The organism is Pseudoalteromonas sp. 2CM28B (genome assembly GCF_023161935.1).
Genome location: NZ_JALNTH010000024.1, coordinates 68,773 through 85,966 on the forward strand (window position 1 = coordinate 68,773; position 17,194 = coordinate 85,966).

At 39.0% G+C, this 17,194-nt stretch carries 13 protein-coding genes and 1 pseudogene; 7 read left to right on the top strand and 7 right to left on the bottom strand.

What is annotated here, in order from left to right; translation table 11 throughout:
* The first annotated feature begins 360 nt into the window (after nucleotides 1-360).
* From acs to MTN96_RS24525, 3 genes are all read left to right on the top strand, one after another.
* Nucleotides 361-2,301, top strand: a complete 1,941-nt coding sequence (acs, locus tag MTN96_RS24515) for an acetate--CoA ligase (RefSeq protein ID WP_036981610.1) — start codon at nucleotides 361-363, stop codon at nucleotides 2,299-2,301.
* A 92-nt stretch (nucleotides 2,302-2,393) separates the two neighbouring features.
* On the top strand, nucleotides 2,394-3,044 hold the full coding sequence (locus MTN96_RS24520; protein WP_036981612.1) for a response regulator transcription factor: 651 nt from the start codon (nucleotides 2,394-2,396) through the stop codon (nucleotides 3,042-3,044).
* 158 nt (nucleotides 3,045-3,202) lie between these two features.
* Nucleotides 3,203-4,810 carry an AbgT family transporter gene (locus tag MTN96_RS24525; RefSeq protein WP_008111547.1) on the top strand — a complete coding sequence of 536 codons (1,608 nt, stop codon included), beginning with the start codon at nucleotides 3,203-3,205 and terminating at the stop codon, nucleotides 4,808-4,810.
* Between the two features lie 539 nt (nucleotides 4,811-5,349).
* Here the strand turns inward: MTN96_RS24525 and MTN96_RS24530 are convergent.
* Together MTN96_RS24530 and purU are read right to left on the bottom strand one after the other, a co-directional pair.
* Complete coding sequence (locus tag MTN96_RS24530) at nucleotides 5,350-7,236, bottom strand: hypothetical protein (protein ID WP_069440029.1); 1,887 nt, start codon at nucleotides 7,234-7,236, stop codon at nucleotides 5,350-5,352.
* A 467-nt stretch (nucleotides 7,237-7,703) separates the two neighbouring features.
* The gene (gene purU / locus MTN96_RS24535; protein WP_069440028.1) at nucleotides 7,704-8,534 is read right to left on the bottom strand and encodes a formyltetrahydrofolate deformylase; all 831 of its coding nucleotides are present in this window, start codon (nucleotides 8,532-8,534) and stop codon (nucleotides 7,704-7,706) included.
* A 406-nt stretch (nucleotides 8,535-8,940) separates the two neighbouring features.
* Between purU and MTN96_RS24540 the strand changes: the two genes are divergently transcribed.
* Together MTN96_RS24540 and MTN96_RS24545 are read left to right on the top strand one after the other, a co-directional pair.
* A complete protein-coding gene (locus MTN96_RS24540; RefSeq protein ID WP_069440027.1) occupies nucleotides 8,941-10,608 on the top strand; it encodes a methyl-accepting chemotaxis protein in 1,668 nt (555 codons plus the stop codon).
* A 304-nt stretch (nucleotides 10,609-10,912) separates the two neighbouring features.
* Nucleotides 10,913-12,265: a magnesium transporter gene (locus MTN96_RS24545; RefSeq protein ID WP_069440026.1), complete on the top strand. Its 1,353-nt coding sequence runs from the start codon at nucleotides 10,913-10,915 to the stop codon at nucleotides 12,263-12,265.
* A gap of 80 nt (nucleotides 12,266-12,345) precedes the next feature.
* Here the strand turns inward: MTN96_RS24545 and MTN96_RS24550 are convergent.
* From MTN96_RS24550 to MTN96_RS24570, 5 genes and pseudogenes are all read right to left on the bottom strand, one after another.
* Nucleotides 12,346-12,783: pseudogene (locus MTN96_RS24550) on the bottom strand (GGDEF domain-containing protein); the annotation flags it as partial.
* A gap of 106 nt (nucleotides 12,784-12,889) precedes the next feature.
* The gene (locus MTN96_RS24555) at nucleotides 12,890-13,723 is read right to left on the bottom strand and encodes a mechanosensitive ion channel family protein (protein WP_016899673.1); all 834 of its coding nucleotides are present in this window, start codon (nucleotides 13,721-13,723) and stop codon (nucleotides 12,890-12,892) included.
* 37 nt (nucleotides 13,724-13,760) lie between these two features.
* Nucleotides 13,761-14,492: an LrgB family protein gene (locus MTN96_RS24560; protein WP_033102807.1), complete on the bottom strand. Its 732-nt coding sequence runs from the start codon at nucleotides 14,490-14,492 to the stop codon at nucleotides 13,761-13,763.
* Nucleotides 14,485-14,838 carry a CidA/LrgA family protein gene (locus MTN96_RS24565; protein ID WP_013465649.1) on the bottom strand — a complete coding sequence of 118 codons (354 nt, stop codon included), beginning with the start codon at nucleotides 14,836-14,838 and terminating at the stop codon, nucleotides 14,485-14,487. The genes MTN96_RS24560 and MTN96_RS24565 overlap by 8 nt, the downstream gene beginning before the upstream one ends.
* Nucleotides 14,839-14,921: 83 nt before the next feature.
* Complete coding sequence (locus MTN96_RS24570; RefSeq protein ID WP_036981617.1) at nucleotides 14,922-15,713, bottom strand: crotonase/enoyl-CoA hydratase family protein; 792 nt, start codon at nucleotides 15,711-15,713, stop codon at nucleotides 14,922-14,924.
* A gap of 289 nt (nucleotides 15,714-16,002) precedes the next feature.
* Between MTN96_RS24570 and MTN96_RS24575 the strand changes: the two genes are divergently transcribed.
* A complete protein-coding gene (locus MTN96_RS24575; protein ID WP_013465646.1) occupies nucleotides 16,003-16,323 on the top strand; it encodes an HI1450 family dsDNA-mimic protein in 321 nt (106 codons plus the stop codon).
* A gap of 46 nt (nucleotides 16,324-16,369) precedes the next feature.
* Nucleotides 16,370-17,182 carry a DUF481 domain-containing protein gene (locus MTN96_RS24580; protein WP_013465645.1) on the top strand — a complete coding sequence of 271 codons (813 nt, stop codon included), beginning with the start codon at nucleotides 16,370-16,372 and terminating at the stop codon, nucleotides 17,180-17,182.
* Nucleotides 17,183-17,194: the final 12 nt, after the last annotated feature.

Consider the following 17,194-nt stretch of genomic DNA (forward strand, 5'->3'; position numbering starts at 1 on the left):
TGTGTGTTACTTATATAGTACTAACAGATTGAATTTAATTATCTTTAATCTAATTTGTTAGTAAATACGAATTATTAATAAACAATCAAAGTTTTTAAATATTTAAACTACTGTTGTATATGTACACAATTTACTCAATCAACCATTAGTCTATTAGACTAAGGTTTAATAATTATTGAGTGTTCATATACTTTTATTTAATAGTATGTTTTTTATGTAAATAGAGTGTAGCCATAAGGGTTGTAGATAAGATAATCGTTGTTTGAACTCAGATACAACTAATGTCTAATATTTAATAGTGCACTGCTGAGTAATCCTTGATGAAAAGCCTAAGGCAAGTAATATAAATTGGAGACTAATATGTCACAAAGTATCTATCCAGTTCCTGCGCATATTAAAAACGCAGCGTTCGTCGATAATGAAAAATATAATACGATGTATAAACAGTCTATTGAGGACCCTGAAGGTTTTTGGGCTGAGCACGGTAAGCGTCTTGACTGGTTTACTCCATATTCAAAAGTAAAAAACACTTCATTTGACAAAGGCCATATCAATATTAAATGGTATGAAGATGGCTACCTTAATGCCTCTTATAACTGTATTGATCGTCACTTAAAAACAAAAGCGGATAAAGTAGCATTAATTTGGGAAGGTGATGATCCTTCACAAAGCGAAAATATCACCTATCAACAGCTACATGATGAAGTGGCAAAGTTTGCCAATGGTTTAAAAAAATTAGGTGTTAAAAAAGGTGACCGTGTAGCCATTTATATGCCAATGAGCCCGCAAGCTATATACGCAATGCAAGCTTGTGCCCGTATAGGCGCAATTCATTCAGTTATTTTTGGTGGTTTTTCACCGTCAGCTATTGCGGATCGTATTAACGACTCGGGCGCTAAAGTGGTGATCACGTCAGATGAAGGCCGACGTGCAGGTAACTGTGTGCCGCTCAAAGCCAATGTAGATGAAGCCGTATTACAAGATTCAGTCACCACTGTTGAACATGTAGTGGTACATAAACTAACATCAGGCGATGTTGATTGGCACGACCATGATATTTGGTGGCATGACTTAGTTGCAGATCAAGCGCCAGAGTGCGAACCTGAACACATGAATGCTGAAGACCCGCTGTTTATTCTGTATACATCGGGTTCTACAGGTCAGCCTAAAGGTGTGGTACATACCACCGGTGGCTATTTAGTCTATTCATCTATGACCCACGAATACATTTTTGATTTAAAAGACGATGATATTTTTTGGTGTAGTGCTGACGTTGGCTGGATCACAGGTCATAGTTATATTGCTTACGGGCCGCTCGTTAATGGGTGTACGCAAGTCGTATTTGAAGGCGTACCGACTTACCCAACAGCAGGTCGTATGGGTGAAGTGGTTGATAAACATAACGTGACAATTTTATACACAGCACCTACTGCCATTCGTGCATTGATGGCCAAAGGCGAAGAGCCGATTGCCAGCTCACATCGCGATAGCTTGCGCATTTTAGGTTCTGTGGGTGAGCCAATCAATCCAGAAGCGTGGACTTGGTACTTTGAGAAAATTGGTAAATCTAACTGCCCAATTGTAGATACGTGGTGGCAAACCGAAACCGGTGGCATCATGATTGCGCCATTACCAGGTGCAACCGATATGAAACCTGGCTCTGCAACTCGCCCATTCTTTGGTATTGCACCGGCATTATTTGATGCTGGAGGTAATACATTAGAGGGCGCTGTTGAAGGAAACCTAGTTATTTTAGATAGCTGGCCTTCACAAGCACGAACTGTGTATGGCGATCACGAGCGCTTTGAACAAACCTACTTTAGCGCTTATCCTGGTGTGTACTTTACTGGTGACGGTTGTCGTCGTGATGAAGACGGTGATTATTGGATCACAGGACGCGTTGATGACGTACTTAATGTATCTGGGCACCGTTTAGGTACTGCGGAAATTGAAAGCGCGTTAGTTGCTCATGAAGCTGTAGCTGAAGCGGCAGTAGTAGGCTACCCGCATGATATTAAAGGCCAGGGTATTTACGTTTACATAACTCCTAACGAGGGTGTAACGGTGAGTGATGAGCTAACAAAAGAGATCCGTAATTGGGTACGTAAAGAACTAAGCCCAATAGCATCACCAGATATGATTCAGTGGTCGCCAGGTTTACCAAAAACACGTTCTGGCAAAATTATGCGTCGTATTTTACGTAAAATCGCGGCAAATGAGCACCAACAGCTTGGTGATACCTCAACACTTGCGGATCCGTCAGTGGTTGATGAGCTAGTAGAAAATCGATTAAATCGTTAATTTCGCGTTAAAAGCTTGATTAGAAGTTGATTCTAAACGTAGTATATCGGCTGTTGTCTGTTGGATAGCAGCCGAATTTTTGGGAGTGAACAATGAGTCAGTTTTTAATAGCGGACGATCATCCGTTATTTCGTGAAGCACTAAAGGGCGCTTTGAGTGTAAAGTTTGCAGGTTTAGAAGTATTTGAATCAGCGGATTTTGATAGTACATTGAAGGTGTTAAGCGAACAAGAAGATCTTGATATATTACTACTAGATTTACACATGCCAGGTAACGGTGACTTATACGGCTTGATCCGTATACGTGAAGATTACCCAAGCTTACCTATTGCGGTGGTTTCGGGTAGTGAAGATGTAAATATTGTTTCGAAAGTTATGGGTTATGGGGCAATGGGGTTTATTCCTAAGTCATCATCATCTGACGATATTGCCAACGCAATTAACCAAATACTCGAGGGCGATACTTGGCTGCCAACCGAACTAAAAAGTAAAGTGGCTGAAATAGAAGGCGCAGATAGAGAAATTGCTGCACAAGTGGCATCACTCACTCCACAGCAATACCGCGTATTACAATATTTGCACGAAGGTTTACTGAATAAACAAATTGCGTACGAACTTCACATTTCAGAAGCCACAGTCAAAGCTCACATCACTGCCATATTTAGAAAACTCGGTGTTTATAATCGAACTCAAGCTGTTTTAATTGCTGCAAAACTACAACTAGAACCCATAGAGCAAGCTTAAGCAGACTAAATAAGAGGCGAGAGCCTCTTTTTTGTAACCCCATCACAACAAACCCATCAGTTAATTACCATGGGATAACAAGTCATTCATCTTTATTACATGACCTGCTCAGAAAATAATGCTAGGTTACGGGCATTTTGTAATTAAGAGAGCATGGTATGTCAGACTCAATGGACTCACCACACACATCCCAAGATGAAAATCAGGCCGCAAAGGGCGGTTGGTTTAATCGATTTTTAGCCACGGTAGAATTTTTAGGGAATATGCTTCCCCATCCAATTACCTTATTCGCGCTGTTTTGTATTGCCATTATTTTATTTAGTGGCGTTGCTGATTGGTTTGGACTTAGTGCTATCGATCCTCGCCCTGAGGGCTCTGCTGGGCGCGATCCAGATGGTGTAATTGAAGTAGTTAGCTTACTCAGTGCCGAGGGCTTACAGCGTATTGTAACGGGATTGGTAACTAACTTTACCAGCTTTGCGCCACTGGGTACGGTGCTAGTAGCGCTATTAGGTGTAAGTGTTGCCGAGCATTCAGGATTATTGTCTGCGGCAATGCGTGGCATGGTTATGGGTGCATCTAAACGCTTAGTTACCTTTATGGTGGTATTCGCTGCTATTTTATCAAACACAGCATCTGAGCTGGGTTATGTAGTATTGATCCCCCTAGCGGCAATGATATTTCATAGTTTAGGTCGTCATCCGCTTGCAGGCCTTGCTGCAGCGTTTGCTGGTGTATCGGGTGGCTATAGTGCTAACTTATTACTGGGTACTATCGATCCGTTATTAGCGGGTATTACGACGCCTGCAGCACAAATGATTGACCCAACTTACCAAGTAGGCGCTGAAGCGAACTGGTATTTTATGATGATTTCAGTATTGCTAATTGCTGTTTTAGGTACGCTTGTTACTGAGAAAATTGTTGAGCCACGTTTAGGTAAATATAACCCAGATGAAGCCAGTGAAGATTTAGCTCAAAATAATATTGCCGGTTTAACTGCCAAAGAAAAGTCAGGTTTGAAATGGGCTGGAGTTTCATTACTTGTTGTTTCGTTGTTGCTCGCTTGGACGATTGTACCCGCAGACGGTATTTTACGTAACCCTGAAACAGGTCTAGTTGCTCACTCGCCGTTTTTAAAAGGGATTGTTGTTTTTATTTTTGTTACCTTTGGTATTCCGGGTTTTGTGTATGGTCGAGTGGTTGGCACCATGAAAAATGATAAAGACGTGATCAATGCCATGAGCAAAAGTATGAGCTCTATGGGCATGTACATTGTATTAGTGTTTTTTGCTGCGCAGTTTGTGGCATTTTTTAAATGGACTAACTTAGGCACAATTTTAGCGATTAACGGTGCCGCGTTACTACAAGCTCTTAGCTTAACTGGGCCGGAAGTATTTGTACTGTTTATTTTGATGTGTGCTTTAGTGAACTTAACGCTAGGCTCATCGTCAGCGCAGTGGGCAGTAACAGCCCCTATTTTTGTTCCTATGCTGATGTTAATTGGTTATGCACCAGAAACAATTCAAGCGGCTTATCGTATTGGTGATTCAGTAACTAACTTAATTACCCCGATGATGAGTTACTTTGGTTTAATCCTTGCGGTTGCCACTAAATACAAAAAAGACATGGGAATAGGTACTTTGGTAGCCACTATGTTGCCATACAGCTTAATCTTCTTTGTTGGCTGGGTGGTACTGTTTTACTTATGGGTATTTGTTTTAGGTATGCCAGTAGGCCCTGGAGCACCAACGTATTACACACCCTAGTTAAGTAAGGTTAATTATTTACTTATAAAAATGCCAGCTTATTAGCTGGCATTTTTAATAGCTATATAAAGCTAATTATGAAAATACGACGGTTTTATTGCCATTAATAAACAGCTAGAGTATTACAAAATTGGTTTAATAACATGCCGCCTAAACAAAGGCTTCTTTTGGAGTGAATAATACAACTTTGGTTTTTTCTTCGCCGTGCAGTGCCTCTTTGACGTTAGCAGGAAACCCTTCGCAAAGTTATGATAAAAATCGCTGCGAGATTAGCCTGTGAGTTCTGCTCTCATACAAAGCGTTGTGCATCTTTATCAACAAGGCCTAATAATATCTAAATTATGCTGATTACAGAGTTTGGTAATTTTGGCTAAGCCTATATCGTCTGCGTATTAATTGGTTAGTGTATTACTTATTTTCCTCATCCCCTCCCTGTCTTTGATGCGCTTGCAGGGGGGAATTACATTTACATCAATGTGTAGAGAGGGGGATTTAGTGTGGAAAGATGCCACCTAGTAATAAGGTGGCATATAGATAAGCTAGGTTTTTGGCTCGGACGCTAAATCGTCTTCCTGACGTAAAAAACCAGCGGCTTCCTCATCATCTTTGGTTAAAGCTGGCTGCATAGGCATAGCCCGTGTTTGCTGGTTTAACTGGTGCAGTTGAGATGCATTGCCTAAATCGCGTTCGCTAGTGATAGAGGCAATTGATTCTCGATCTTTCAAAAATGCAATTACATCTTTTTTGATTGCTTGTAATTGACCTTCATCTTTATGCATTTCCATAATATGTCGAGGATGCTCGAGGTTTTTCATGCCTGTAGCTGCAAAGGTTGTAGAAACAATGCGCGAAACAATCACCCAAGGCGTTATGCTGCTACGTACCAAGGTATTTTCCGAGCGTGTGCTATCATGAATACCGGTGCCCGTTGATATTTTTGACTCAGTAAATGTACCCTCGCACTTGAAGTACACGAGTAAAGATTCAAATTGCATTTCAGCAAAAAATAAATGGGCACTATTGCTCAGCAGCTGAGCAAATGCTTTAACTAATATGCCGATAAGCAATAAATGAACACTTGCCATTAACAGCTCGCTAAACTCAATAATATTTTTATTATTAAAGGCTTGTTCAATACTATTTATATTAGCAGCGTCAATATAGTGGTAAATATTAATAAAAGAGTAAGCAAGCAACACAGTAAAGGTAAGCGCTACAATGTAGAGTAAGTTACCACTAATTAACGCAACTAAACGAGAAAGGTTAAAGTGCTTACCTAAATCCATTGTGTGTAGTTTAGGCTGAATCTCTTGAATCATTTCGCCTTTAAACCCGCCTTTTCCTTCAATTTGCTCTTGTAGTTTAGGATCTAGCTCACGATAAACCCTATTAGGTACTTCTTTATAACGGCGATTAGCCATTACTAAGTTATCAAGATTTATAAAAATTTCATCTGGATGAACAGACTCTTGCCAATTTTCACGTAGTTCTGATACTTCAGCGCTTGGTGTCACTTCGTTTAAACGCGCTTTAATCATCACAAAAACAAGTGCACAACTAAATGCAGCTAAAATAATAATGGCAGTTAAATAGAGGCCCGCGTTAAGGTTGGGTAATTGCTCAAGCCAATTGTCTATTTGTTGTTTGCTTATGCGCTGTTCCTGCATTATCCACGACATAGACAGGCCTATAGCAATGGGCAATATAAAGGATAAAGAAATGATTTTAGCAAGAGCACCAGTACCTAAGGCTTCAATATTTTTCTCTGCATTACGTGAAATAGGTTTGCCAGAAGAGCGCCAAGAAAATAGCACATAAAACATTAATATGGCACTATATATTGGAAAAGCTAGTTCGCCAGCTTCACCGGTAAAACCAGACAGTGACACAAAGGCGACCAATGCGTAAGCGATAAGAGCAACCAGTGTGCTTATCCATGAGCCAAATAAACGTTGGGCAACATTACGTATTGGGTAGGGTAAAAATAATAGTTTTGGTACTAAACTATGTAGCAAACGCGATAAAAAGCCATTCGGTTCTTTAAAAGTACTGTTTTTGCGACCAACAAGCATTTCTTCTAATGTTTGCGCAGTGTAGGCTACCTCGTTTTTTTCTTCTTGTGCAGTTGAGGTTTGTGACTTACTAAAATTAAACGCCAACGATGTCGGGTGGTTTCTACCTACGAAGTACTTAAGCGTTGCATAAATACCACCTGATAAAGTCCGAATTCCTAGGGCGAGTATTAACATGCCAAATATCATTAAGATCCAACCTGCTGTTGCATCTTCTTTTACAGAGCTAGATGCGATAACAAGCAAGCTGATGCCAACAACAGATTCAATAAGCCCTCTTATTGCTTTTACTTTACCTTCCAGTTTGAAAGGGTTTTTTAGTCCAAGATCGATTGATCCGTAATCAAAAGCCATCAAATGCTCCTTATAAATAGTAACCCTAAAAAGGGAATATCAGCATAGCTAAAATAATGCATACATTATTGCTTAATTTCTGATTATATATCAATAATATTGTTCAGCTTAAGGTTACTTGAATATGATAAGTTAAATCTCTTAAAAGTTGTTATTGCTTAAAAGGGAGTATAGTAAATAACCTGGTATTTCAGCTAATCCATAAAGTGAATGGTTTTGCCAAGAGGAAAATTGCATATTTTGGCCGTGGAAGTTGATAGTAAAGGTCGAGGAAAGTAATGATATAAATCTAAAAAAAGGCTCTATTTTCGGTTCTATTAGGTTGAATTTACTTGCAATAGAAAACAGCTGATACGTAAATTTACTTTGTTTTAATAAAGTCTCTTAATCAATGTTCAGGTTTAGTTATATTGGATAAACAAATGCCAGCTTGTTAGCTGGCATTTTTAATAGTTATATAAAGCTAATTATGAAAATACGACGGTTTTATTGCCATTAATAAACAGCTTATGCTCTGATGCTAGTTGCAGTGCTTTACAAAACACCGTTTTCTCTACATCTTTACCCATTTTAGCCATCATCTCAGCTGTATTCGCATGAGTCACACTCGATACGTCTTGTAAAATAATCGGGCCTTCGTCTAGCTCATTATTAACAAAGTGAGCCGTGGCACCAATAATTTTCACACCACGTTCAAATGCTTGGTGATACGGTTTTGCACCAATAAAAGCAGGTAAAAATGAGTGATGAATATTAATGATTTTACCCTCAAAACGACCCACAAATTCAGGGCTTAAAATACGCATGTATTTAGCTAGGCCAATAATGTCAGGGTTATAGCTGGCAATTAAGTCACCGACTTTTTCGTCGTGCTCACTGCGCGTAAGTCCTTCATGAGAAACCACATGAAAAGGAATATTAAACCCTTTCACTAGAGGCTCTAGAGTAGGGTAGTTAGCTATAACGGCGAGTATCTCTATGTTTAGAGCTTGTTCAAATTGCTTTAATAACATGCCGCCCAAGCAATGAGCTTCTTTTGTGGCTAATAGTACCACTTTGGTTTTTTCTTCACCGTGCAGTGCCACTTTTGCGCCAGCTGGTAATACGTCACTAAGTTGTGACAAAAACTCAGCATGTGGTTCGCCTGTAAGCTCTGTGCGCATAAAAAAGCGTTGTGCATCTTTATCAACAAATTCGTTGTTACGAATAATATTTAAATTATGCTGATTGCACAGTCCGGTAATTTTGGCGATTAAGCCTATATCGTCTGCGCATTGGGTGGTTAGTATATAACTCATTTTCCTCATTCTTACCCAGTGGTTAGTTGCTTCATTATTTGTGTTTTAACTCAGAAAGCAAGACCTTTGTGTGATGGCCAATGTTTAATTTTAATTTACGCTAAGATAGCGTTAGTAAGGTTAATTTAGCTTTGAGTAAGTTTAACAAATTGTGTTCTAGTAGGGATTTAAAACAAGGAACTAAATAAGTTGTTTATTACTATATTTATACTATTGCCTAGTTAAAAAGTTGTTTCTAGTGTGCTTTACTAGCATACGAGTATATTAAATTGCGAATTAACTCTGTTTGTGCTTAATTTGTATACAAGTGTGGCGCTGTTGTCAGTAATATAAACAATGGAAACTTAGCTGCTAAGCGGCTGCAAAATAAAAAGCTTAATGGCTTATAATGTTAATTGGAGAAATAATGGGTAATTTAAGCTTAAAAAACAAATTGCTATTGTTGGCTGTTTTACCATTGATAGGATTACTAATCAGTTTTATGGCGGGCTCTTATTTTTTAGAGAAGCAGAATCAACAGCAAAACTTTAATGAGTTCAAAACTAAATTAATTGCTGATAAACAGACTCTATTAAAAACAGAAATAGAAATTGGTTCTCAAATAGTGCAATACCAATTAGCACAAGGTAATGAACAAGACGCAAAAAATGCGTTGCGAGATTTAACTTTTGGCGAAGATGGTTACTACTTTATTTATGATACCGATGGTATTAGTGTTTTTCATGCATTACTGGGTGATGCAATAGAAGGTCAAAATAAAATAGGGATGACCGACCCAAACGGTAAAAAAATAGTGGTTGGCCTACTTGAACAAGCGCGTAAGGGCGGTGGCTCGTTTACTTATCATTTTCAAAAGCCCAATACCACAGGCTTAGTCGAAAAAATTGGCTATGCTGCCATGATCCCAGGTACTAATTGGATGATTGGAACTGGCACTTATATGGATGATATTGAAGCTGAGCTGGTAAAGTATCAAGCAACTATGGAGCGCCATTTAAGCGAAAAAATGACCACTTTGGTTTTAATATCACTTCTGCTTCTTGGTTTAGCTGCAGCCGGTGCGTTGTATGCTTCTAACAATATGCTAAAACCGATCAAACGTATGGTGCAAAGCTTAGATGATATTGCTAAAGGGGAGGGGGATTTAACCCGACGCTTAGAAATAGATACCCATGATGAAATTGGTCAGTTAGGTGAATCTTTCAATGTATTTGTGAGCAAGCTACACAGTATTATTGCCGGCGTGGTTGATGTAACAAGTGACGTTAAAACAGCCTCCTCAGATATTAATACGCAAACATTACTGATAGAAGACAAGTTATTAAAGCATAACCATGAAACCGATTTAGTGGCAACGGCGATTACCGAAATGTCAGCAACCTCACATGAAGTTGCGCAAAATACCACACAAGTTGCGGTATCAACGCAGGCGGCAACAAAAGAAGTGGCTAATGCGCAAGATTGTGTGGATGTTTCATTGAGTGAAGTTTCAAACTTAATGGGCGAAATTAACCAAGCCGCAGAGCAGGTTAACTCGTTAAGTGAACAATCTAAAAAGATTAATAGCGTATTGAGTGTCATTGGGGGTATTGCTGAGCAAACTAACTTACTGGCATTAAATGCGGCAATTGAAGCGGCACGCGCAGGTGAGCAAGGTCGTGGGTTTGCGGTGGTGGCTGATGAAGTTAGAAGTTTAGCGAGCAGAACCCAAGATAGCACATTAGAAATTAATGAAATGCTTAGCGAATTACATAACTTAGTTACTGCGGCTGTAGGAGCCATGCAAGCGAGTCAACAAAGCTGTAACCGCTCTGTAGAGTCTTCACGCGCTATATCTGAAAGTTTAGGTGCGGTTACTACATCGGTAACAACAATTAACGATATGAGTACACAAATTGCCACCGCAGCTACTGAGCAAAGTAGCGTTACAGAAGAGATAAACCGTAACGTTTATGCAATTCAAGAAATTGTGAATGAATTAACGCAATCGAGTAAAACGACCTCTTCGGTAAGTCAGCACTTAGCGGGACGAGGTCAAAACTTAGGTGATTTAGTCGGTCAGTTTAAAATATAAATAACATTTAGCTATTAATTGCTTTTAGAAGCCGTGACTTATTTAGTTACGGCTTTTTTTTTTTTTGCTTTATTTTTAGCTAAAGCGCAATAGTTTATAGCCTGCTACATCTATAAATATTTAACAGCACAGCGATTTTTTTAATATTTTTATTAGCGACTAATGTACACTATAAGGGTCTGTTGACCTTTTGGATTGAAACGTGTTCAACCTCGAAAGACAAACAGATCCTAGCTAATCTCATTAATAAGTACTTACTTATTACAGTAAATTTATAGTGAAACGACTATTTTAGGGTTTTTAAATGATAGAGTATCCGGTTGATCAGTTACCACAACTCATAAATGACTTATTGCAGTGTGATACCACTGAGCGCAAAAATAAATTACTAATAGATGCTCAGCAAACTTTATCAACTGAGCACTTATCTTTATTGTTTGAGGCGATCCCTAAAGAGCAGCGTCTCGAAATTTGGCATTTATTAGATGAAGACACGCAGCACGAAATTTTTGTTAATTTAAGTGAAGATAGCTGTTTATGGTTACTACAAACACTAGATGACAGTGCCGGATTTAAATTATTAGACGAAGTAAATGTTGAAGAGCTACTTGAGTTAGAAGAAGTTATTCCACAACGTTTTATTGATTACGCTAAAAAACAACTCGATGAAGCACAAACTAAGCAATACGAACTGGCTCAGCAATATACGCCAGAGCAATTAGGTCACTGGATTGGGTTTGATTTTTTAAAGGTGTCAGACAAACTCACTGCGGGTGGCGCTAAAAAGCTGCTACACAAAGGCTTACCGCAATACAGCGAAGTTATTTATTTGGTGACCCGTAAAGGTAGCTTAATCGGTGAAGTTGCGGTTAATGATCTGATAAAAGCGCATGATAACGAGAGTTTAATGACGCTAGCTAATCATGACTTTACCTCATTGCACGCAGACCATGATTTATATGAAGCCGCTGAAGTGGTTATTCATAGCGAGAAAATGGCCATGCCCGTGGTTAATGTCGATAACAAATTAATAGGGCGTTTAACCATTGCATCAGCTTATGAGTTACGTCAAGAAATAGCCGACGAAGCGGCAGCAAAGGCCGGTGGTTTACGAGAAGACGAAGACTTATTTGCCAGTGTTCGTAAAAGTGCTAAAAACCGTGGTATTTGGTTAGGTATAAACTTAGCAACAGCATTTTTAGCCTCGTGGTTTATCGGTTTGTTTGGCGCAACTATAGAGCAAGTGGTGGCACTTGCGGTATTAATGCCTGTAGTGGCATCAATGGGCGGTATTGCCGGTAGTCAAACCTTAACGGTTATTGTACGAGGACTGGCTCTGGGTCAGGTTACTGACTCAAACCGAAACGCATTACTTAAAAAAGAGCTGCGAGTAGGGGCGGTAAATGGCTTGGTGTGGGCTTTAGTAATTGGTTTGCTAACCTTTGTATGGTTTAACGATATTATGCTTAGTATAACCATTACCGTGGCAATACTGCTGAATTTAGTGGCTGCATCGTTGGCGGGCGTAGTGATCCCCTCTATTTTAGATAAAATGAAAATTGACCCTGCGTTGTCGGGTTCAGTGATTTTAACCACAGTCACTGATATTATCGGCTTTGTAACCTTTTTAGGGTTAGGTAGTTTGTTATTACTCTAATTTTTAAGCTAAACGCCAGTTCCATGGAGTGGCGTTTAGTAATATATAAAATAATAGCATTACAAGCCCGTTAGAATATTTTAAACAACAGTACTTGTTTTATTTCTACCTTCGGTTTTTGCGCGGTACAAGGCTGTGTCTGCGGCGCACAACAGCGCCTCGTAGGTGCGATATTGACTATTATGCTCACAGGCAATCCCTTGGCTCACACTAACTTTAACCTCTGGTGGTAGGCCTATATCTGTAAATGTCATCGCATTAATTTGTTGTTGTACATGCTTGGCAACAATCGTTGCACTTTTTATATCGCAACGCGGTAAAATAATAGCAAACTCCTCACCGCCATATCTCGCAGCCAAACACTCTCTTGACGGAATACAATGCAAAAGCATTTTTGCAATTTTTTGTAAGCATTTATCACCTTTAATATGCCCATAGGTGTCGTTGAATTTTTTAAAGTGATCTACATCAATCAATATGCTGGTTAGAGGTTGTTTGCTTTGAATACTTTCTTGCCAGTCGCCTAAATAAAAAGGTGATTGATGCATAAGGACTCGTTATTATTTTATTTGTAAGCACGCTTAATTAATTTAATATGATTTTAAATCATATTAAGGCTTTTATTTATTTTAGGTCGCTTTTATTAAGCGTAACAATGCGTTGTGGAAACGGAATTTCAATATTGGCATCGTTAATCGCTTTATACACACCGCCATTTATAGCGAGTTTAGTTTCAATAATTTTAGTGGTGGGCACCCAATAACGATAACTAATGGTGACGCCGCTATCAGCAAAACGTTCTATACCAATTTGTGCATTAGGGTGTTTAGCTACGAGTTCGTGATTAACTAATACGTTTTCAATAAGGCTTATCGCAGTATCACTACAGGCACTGTAGGCTATGTCTATTTCACCTTTTACCAGTGAATAATTAAATGAGTTATGCAGAATTTCGCCAACAATATGCTTGTTAGGAATGGTTATTTCTACTTTTTCTTCATTAATTAATATGGTGTGCCCCAGCTCAATTACTTTTACTTGGCCACTAACGCCTTTTACTTCTATGGTATCGCCAACCACAAATGGCCGCGTAGCAATAATAGCAAGCCCCGCGCCATAATTAGAAAGCATACCTTGTAACGCTAAGCCTGCGCCTAATGAGGCGGCACCTATTGCAGCTACAAATGGGGTTACACTAATGCCAATTTTACCAAGCGCAATAATGATCACCATAATGATCAGTAGTACTTTTACAACATTACTGACAAAATTAGTCAGGGTGATATCAATGTTGTGGCGGGTCATTAAGTTTGCGACAACTTCGGCGAGCTTTTTAGCGACCCACAGGCCAACGAGTAGAATAAAAATAGCGCCCACTATTTGCATACTGTAGGTAACTAAATACTCGGTAAGTAGGGCGTAGTACTTTTCAAATTGCTGAATTTCGGAACTGATCATGTTGGGCTCTATTTTTAGCGATACTGTTATCCGCTTACTATAACAAAGTGTTAACTAAAATTGGATATAATAGTGGTACTATCACTGCGGTTAATAATGCACTGAGTGCCATAGCCACTGATGAAAATGCGCCTATTTTTGGGTGTTCGGCAATAGCTGCCGCCGTACCAATTGCATGGCACGCGGTACCGATTGCAATTCCTTGTGCCTCAAAGTTATAAATCTTAACTAATTTGAGCAATATAAAGCCAAACAAAGCCCCCAATAAACCAATAAAAATAACCATGGCAGCGGCAAGTGAGCTAATTCCTCCTAATGAGTCAGTAACCAGCAGTGTGATAGGGGTTGTTACACTGAGTGCCGCAACAGAGGCGCTCAATTGTGAGGGCACAGCAAATAAAATACTTAATACAAAAGCCACTAGTGTGGCGTTAACAATACCTATACTGCAAGTAGCGACAATTAATAGTAAGTTTTTACGTACGTGCATAAATTGCTGATAAAGCGGCAAGGCTAAAGCAACAATGGCCGGCTCTAATAGCCAACTTAGTAACTGACTATGTGAGGCAAATTGTGAATAAGGTAATTTAAGGTTAACTAACAGTAGGGCAATAATGCCAATGCTTAAAAAAACAGGGTTGGTTAATGACTTTAAAATACTCTGGTTTATCTTAAGATTAACCGCTCTTAGCGCAATAAAGAGAATAATAATAAATGGCACGGTTAACCACCATAGGCTGGGGGTTATGCTGGTGGTTAAGTTAGTCATTATTAGCTCTACCTTTAAAATAGCCCACTAGGCTTGCCACTAAAATTAAACTACTGAGTGGGACCAATAAGATGACCGCAGTTAAGAAAGGCCAATGTGATTTAATTAGCCCTAAATGTTCTATAAAACCGACGCCTGCAGGAATAAAGAAAATAGGCATTACATTCAAAATAGGTGATGCACAGGGGGCGAGTTGATGTTCTTTAACTATGCCTAATAACAGTAACGTTAGCAGCAAAACCATGGCGAGTAGAGGAGCAGGGAAACTCGCATCAAGAAGATGCATAATGAATTTGCTTGTTGCTAAGCACAATAAAATAATTGCGCTACTTAGTAGGTATTTCATTAATTTGGCTCACTAGAATAGAAGAGCCTAACTTTAACAAATAATGCTGTTATATGCATTGTGCCTTAGTATTACCATTAATGTTACCAGCGCTTGGCGTTTGTAAACTCAATATCAGCTTTCCCTTTAGCTTTAGCAATGGCTTTTTTAGTATTAGGGTTGATCAGTAAGCGAATTTGGCTCCATGTTTCTTTAGCGAGTATTTTTCGAACAGGGGCTTTATAGCTTTGTTGAGTTACACGCTTTATTGCAGCTAATGTGTCAGGTGAGCGCGCTAGCAGTGTATCAAGCATCTCTTTAGTGGCTTTATCTGTATCGTCGGTTGTTTTGGTTACTAAACCTAGTTCAAAAGCATGTTGTGCGTTTATTGGATTTGCGTGACTTGCTAACCAAAGCGCTTGGTCGCGTTTTACTAAGCCTGAAAGCATAACATTAGCGCCCATATCTGGGCATAACCCCCAGCGCGCTTCCATAATGGCGAGTTTGGCATCGTGGTGAACAATCCGGTAATCGGCACCCAGTGCTATTTGCAATCCACCCCCAAGGCAATTTCCGTTTATTTTGGCAATAACAGGCACACTCAATGATTGCCAACCAAGTACTACTTTTTGCGCTAAATTTTGATTACCAGGAAGCCATTTAAATAGGAGTTTTATAATATTCATTGGCGAGGCCATAACCGCGTTAATATCAAGCCCTGCACAAAAGTGTTCGCCTTTACCGGTTAATACAACCGCACGAATACTTGCATCTTTTTTAATATTTTTAATCACCTTGTTAAGCTCAATAAACATAGTAAAGCTTAAGGCATTTTGTTTTTCTACTCGATTTAATGTGACGGTGGCAATGCCCTGTTTTTTTTCTAGTTTTATCATATCGCACTCCTCTGACCTGTTACTTGAGCTTATGTTTTTATTCGTGCTAAGTAAAGTGGGTGAAGATGAATAAAAACAAAGTGAATTTTTTAATGCAATTGCGGTCTTTTATCTTTCAAGGCAGATTTAATCTTGAAAGGTCTAGCAGACCCTAATGCTAACCAATCCATTAATATCTATAAGTATTAGGTAAAAGTAAAAAAGTCAGTATTTAACGTCTTTTTTTATCAAAACACTAACAACTTTTGATATTATGGCGCCAACTTAAAAGCTCAGAGGTTAACCACTCATGTCAGGTCCACGTTTATTTACGGTAGAAGAAGCAACCCATCAAGCTTATGATATTTTTTTAGAGCTGGCTCCCAACAACCTGAGTGATAAAGATGTTGAAGAATTTAACCTGCATCGTGAAGAACTTGGCTTTATTGAAGAAGATGAGCCCGATGAACAGTGGCAAGATTTTGTTGCACTAGAAATAGAGCCTGAGCATTTTATTCAAGTATTAGTGGGCCTTGAGTTTGATAACGAAGACGTCTTATTTGCGAAAATTTTAATTAGCCGTGATAAAGACGCGCCTTTTTGCCATATTTTATGGAAAGAAAGTGAATAACTTTTTCGGCCCCTTTTCATTATTACCATTTGCAAGAGAATGTATTTTGCGAAAGTACGTTGTATTACTGCTTTTATTATTTAGCTCCTACAGCTGGGCAGTGGATCCCTTTGAAGATTTTCATCAATATGGGGAGCTCTCCGATGAAGAAATTCATGAGCTACACAAAGGCGAAGTACTTTATGGTGATACCGAGTTTGGTTTTATTTTAAGTAAAGGTAATACCAACTCAACCAGTTTTAAACTCAAAGGTAATCTTTACCAAGATTTTGAAAACTGGCGTAATCAATTCAAAATAGATTCCTTATACAAACGTGACGAAAATGAAGAAACGGGCCAGTCGGATGTTACGGCTAATCGCGTGTTTGTTTCTGCGCAGGGTAACTACAAGGTAGGCGTTAAAAATTCGTCTTTCTTTATTTATGGCGATTATGAAGAGGATGAATTTAGCGGTCTTGATTTTAAAAGTACGGTGGCGACCGGCTATGGTGCACGTATTTATCAAGGGGTTAAAAACAAAGTAGATATAGATATTGGCCCTGGTTTATATCGCTCCGTTGCTGATGATGAGTCGACAATAAGCGAAGACGATAAAGACAAAATGGGTTACTTGTTACGTATTGCCATGCAATGGGAGAGGTTGGTATCTAAGCGTACTCGATTTAATCAAGACATTAGTATAGAGCAGTCTTTATCTGGGCTTAACTCACGGTTAAAGTCAGAAACGGCCTTAATTAGCCAAGTGGTTGGGGCTGTATCGCTCAAGTTTGCTTATATGTACCGTTATAACTCTAAGCCTGAAGAAGATAAGCTTAAATATGATTCAGAGCTCAGCGCAACGTTAGTATACAGTTTTTAATTTTTTAACTTT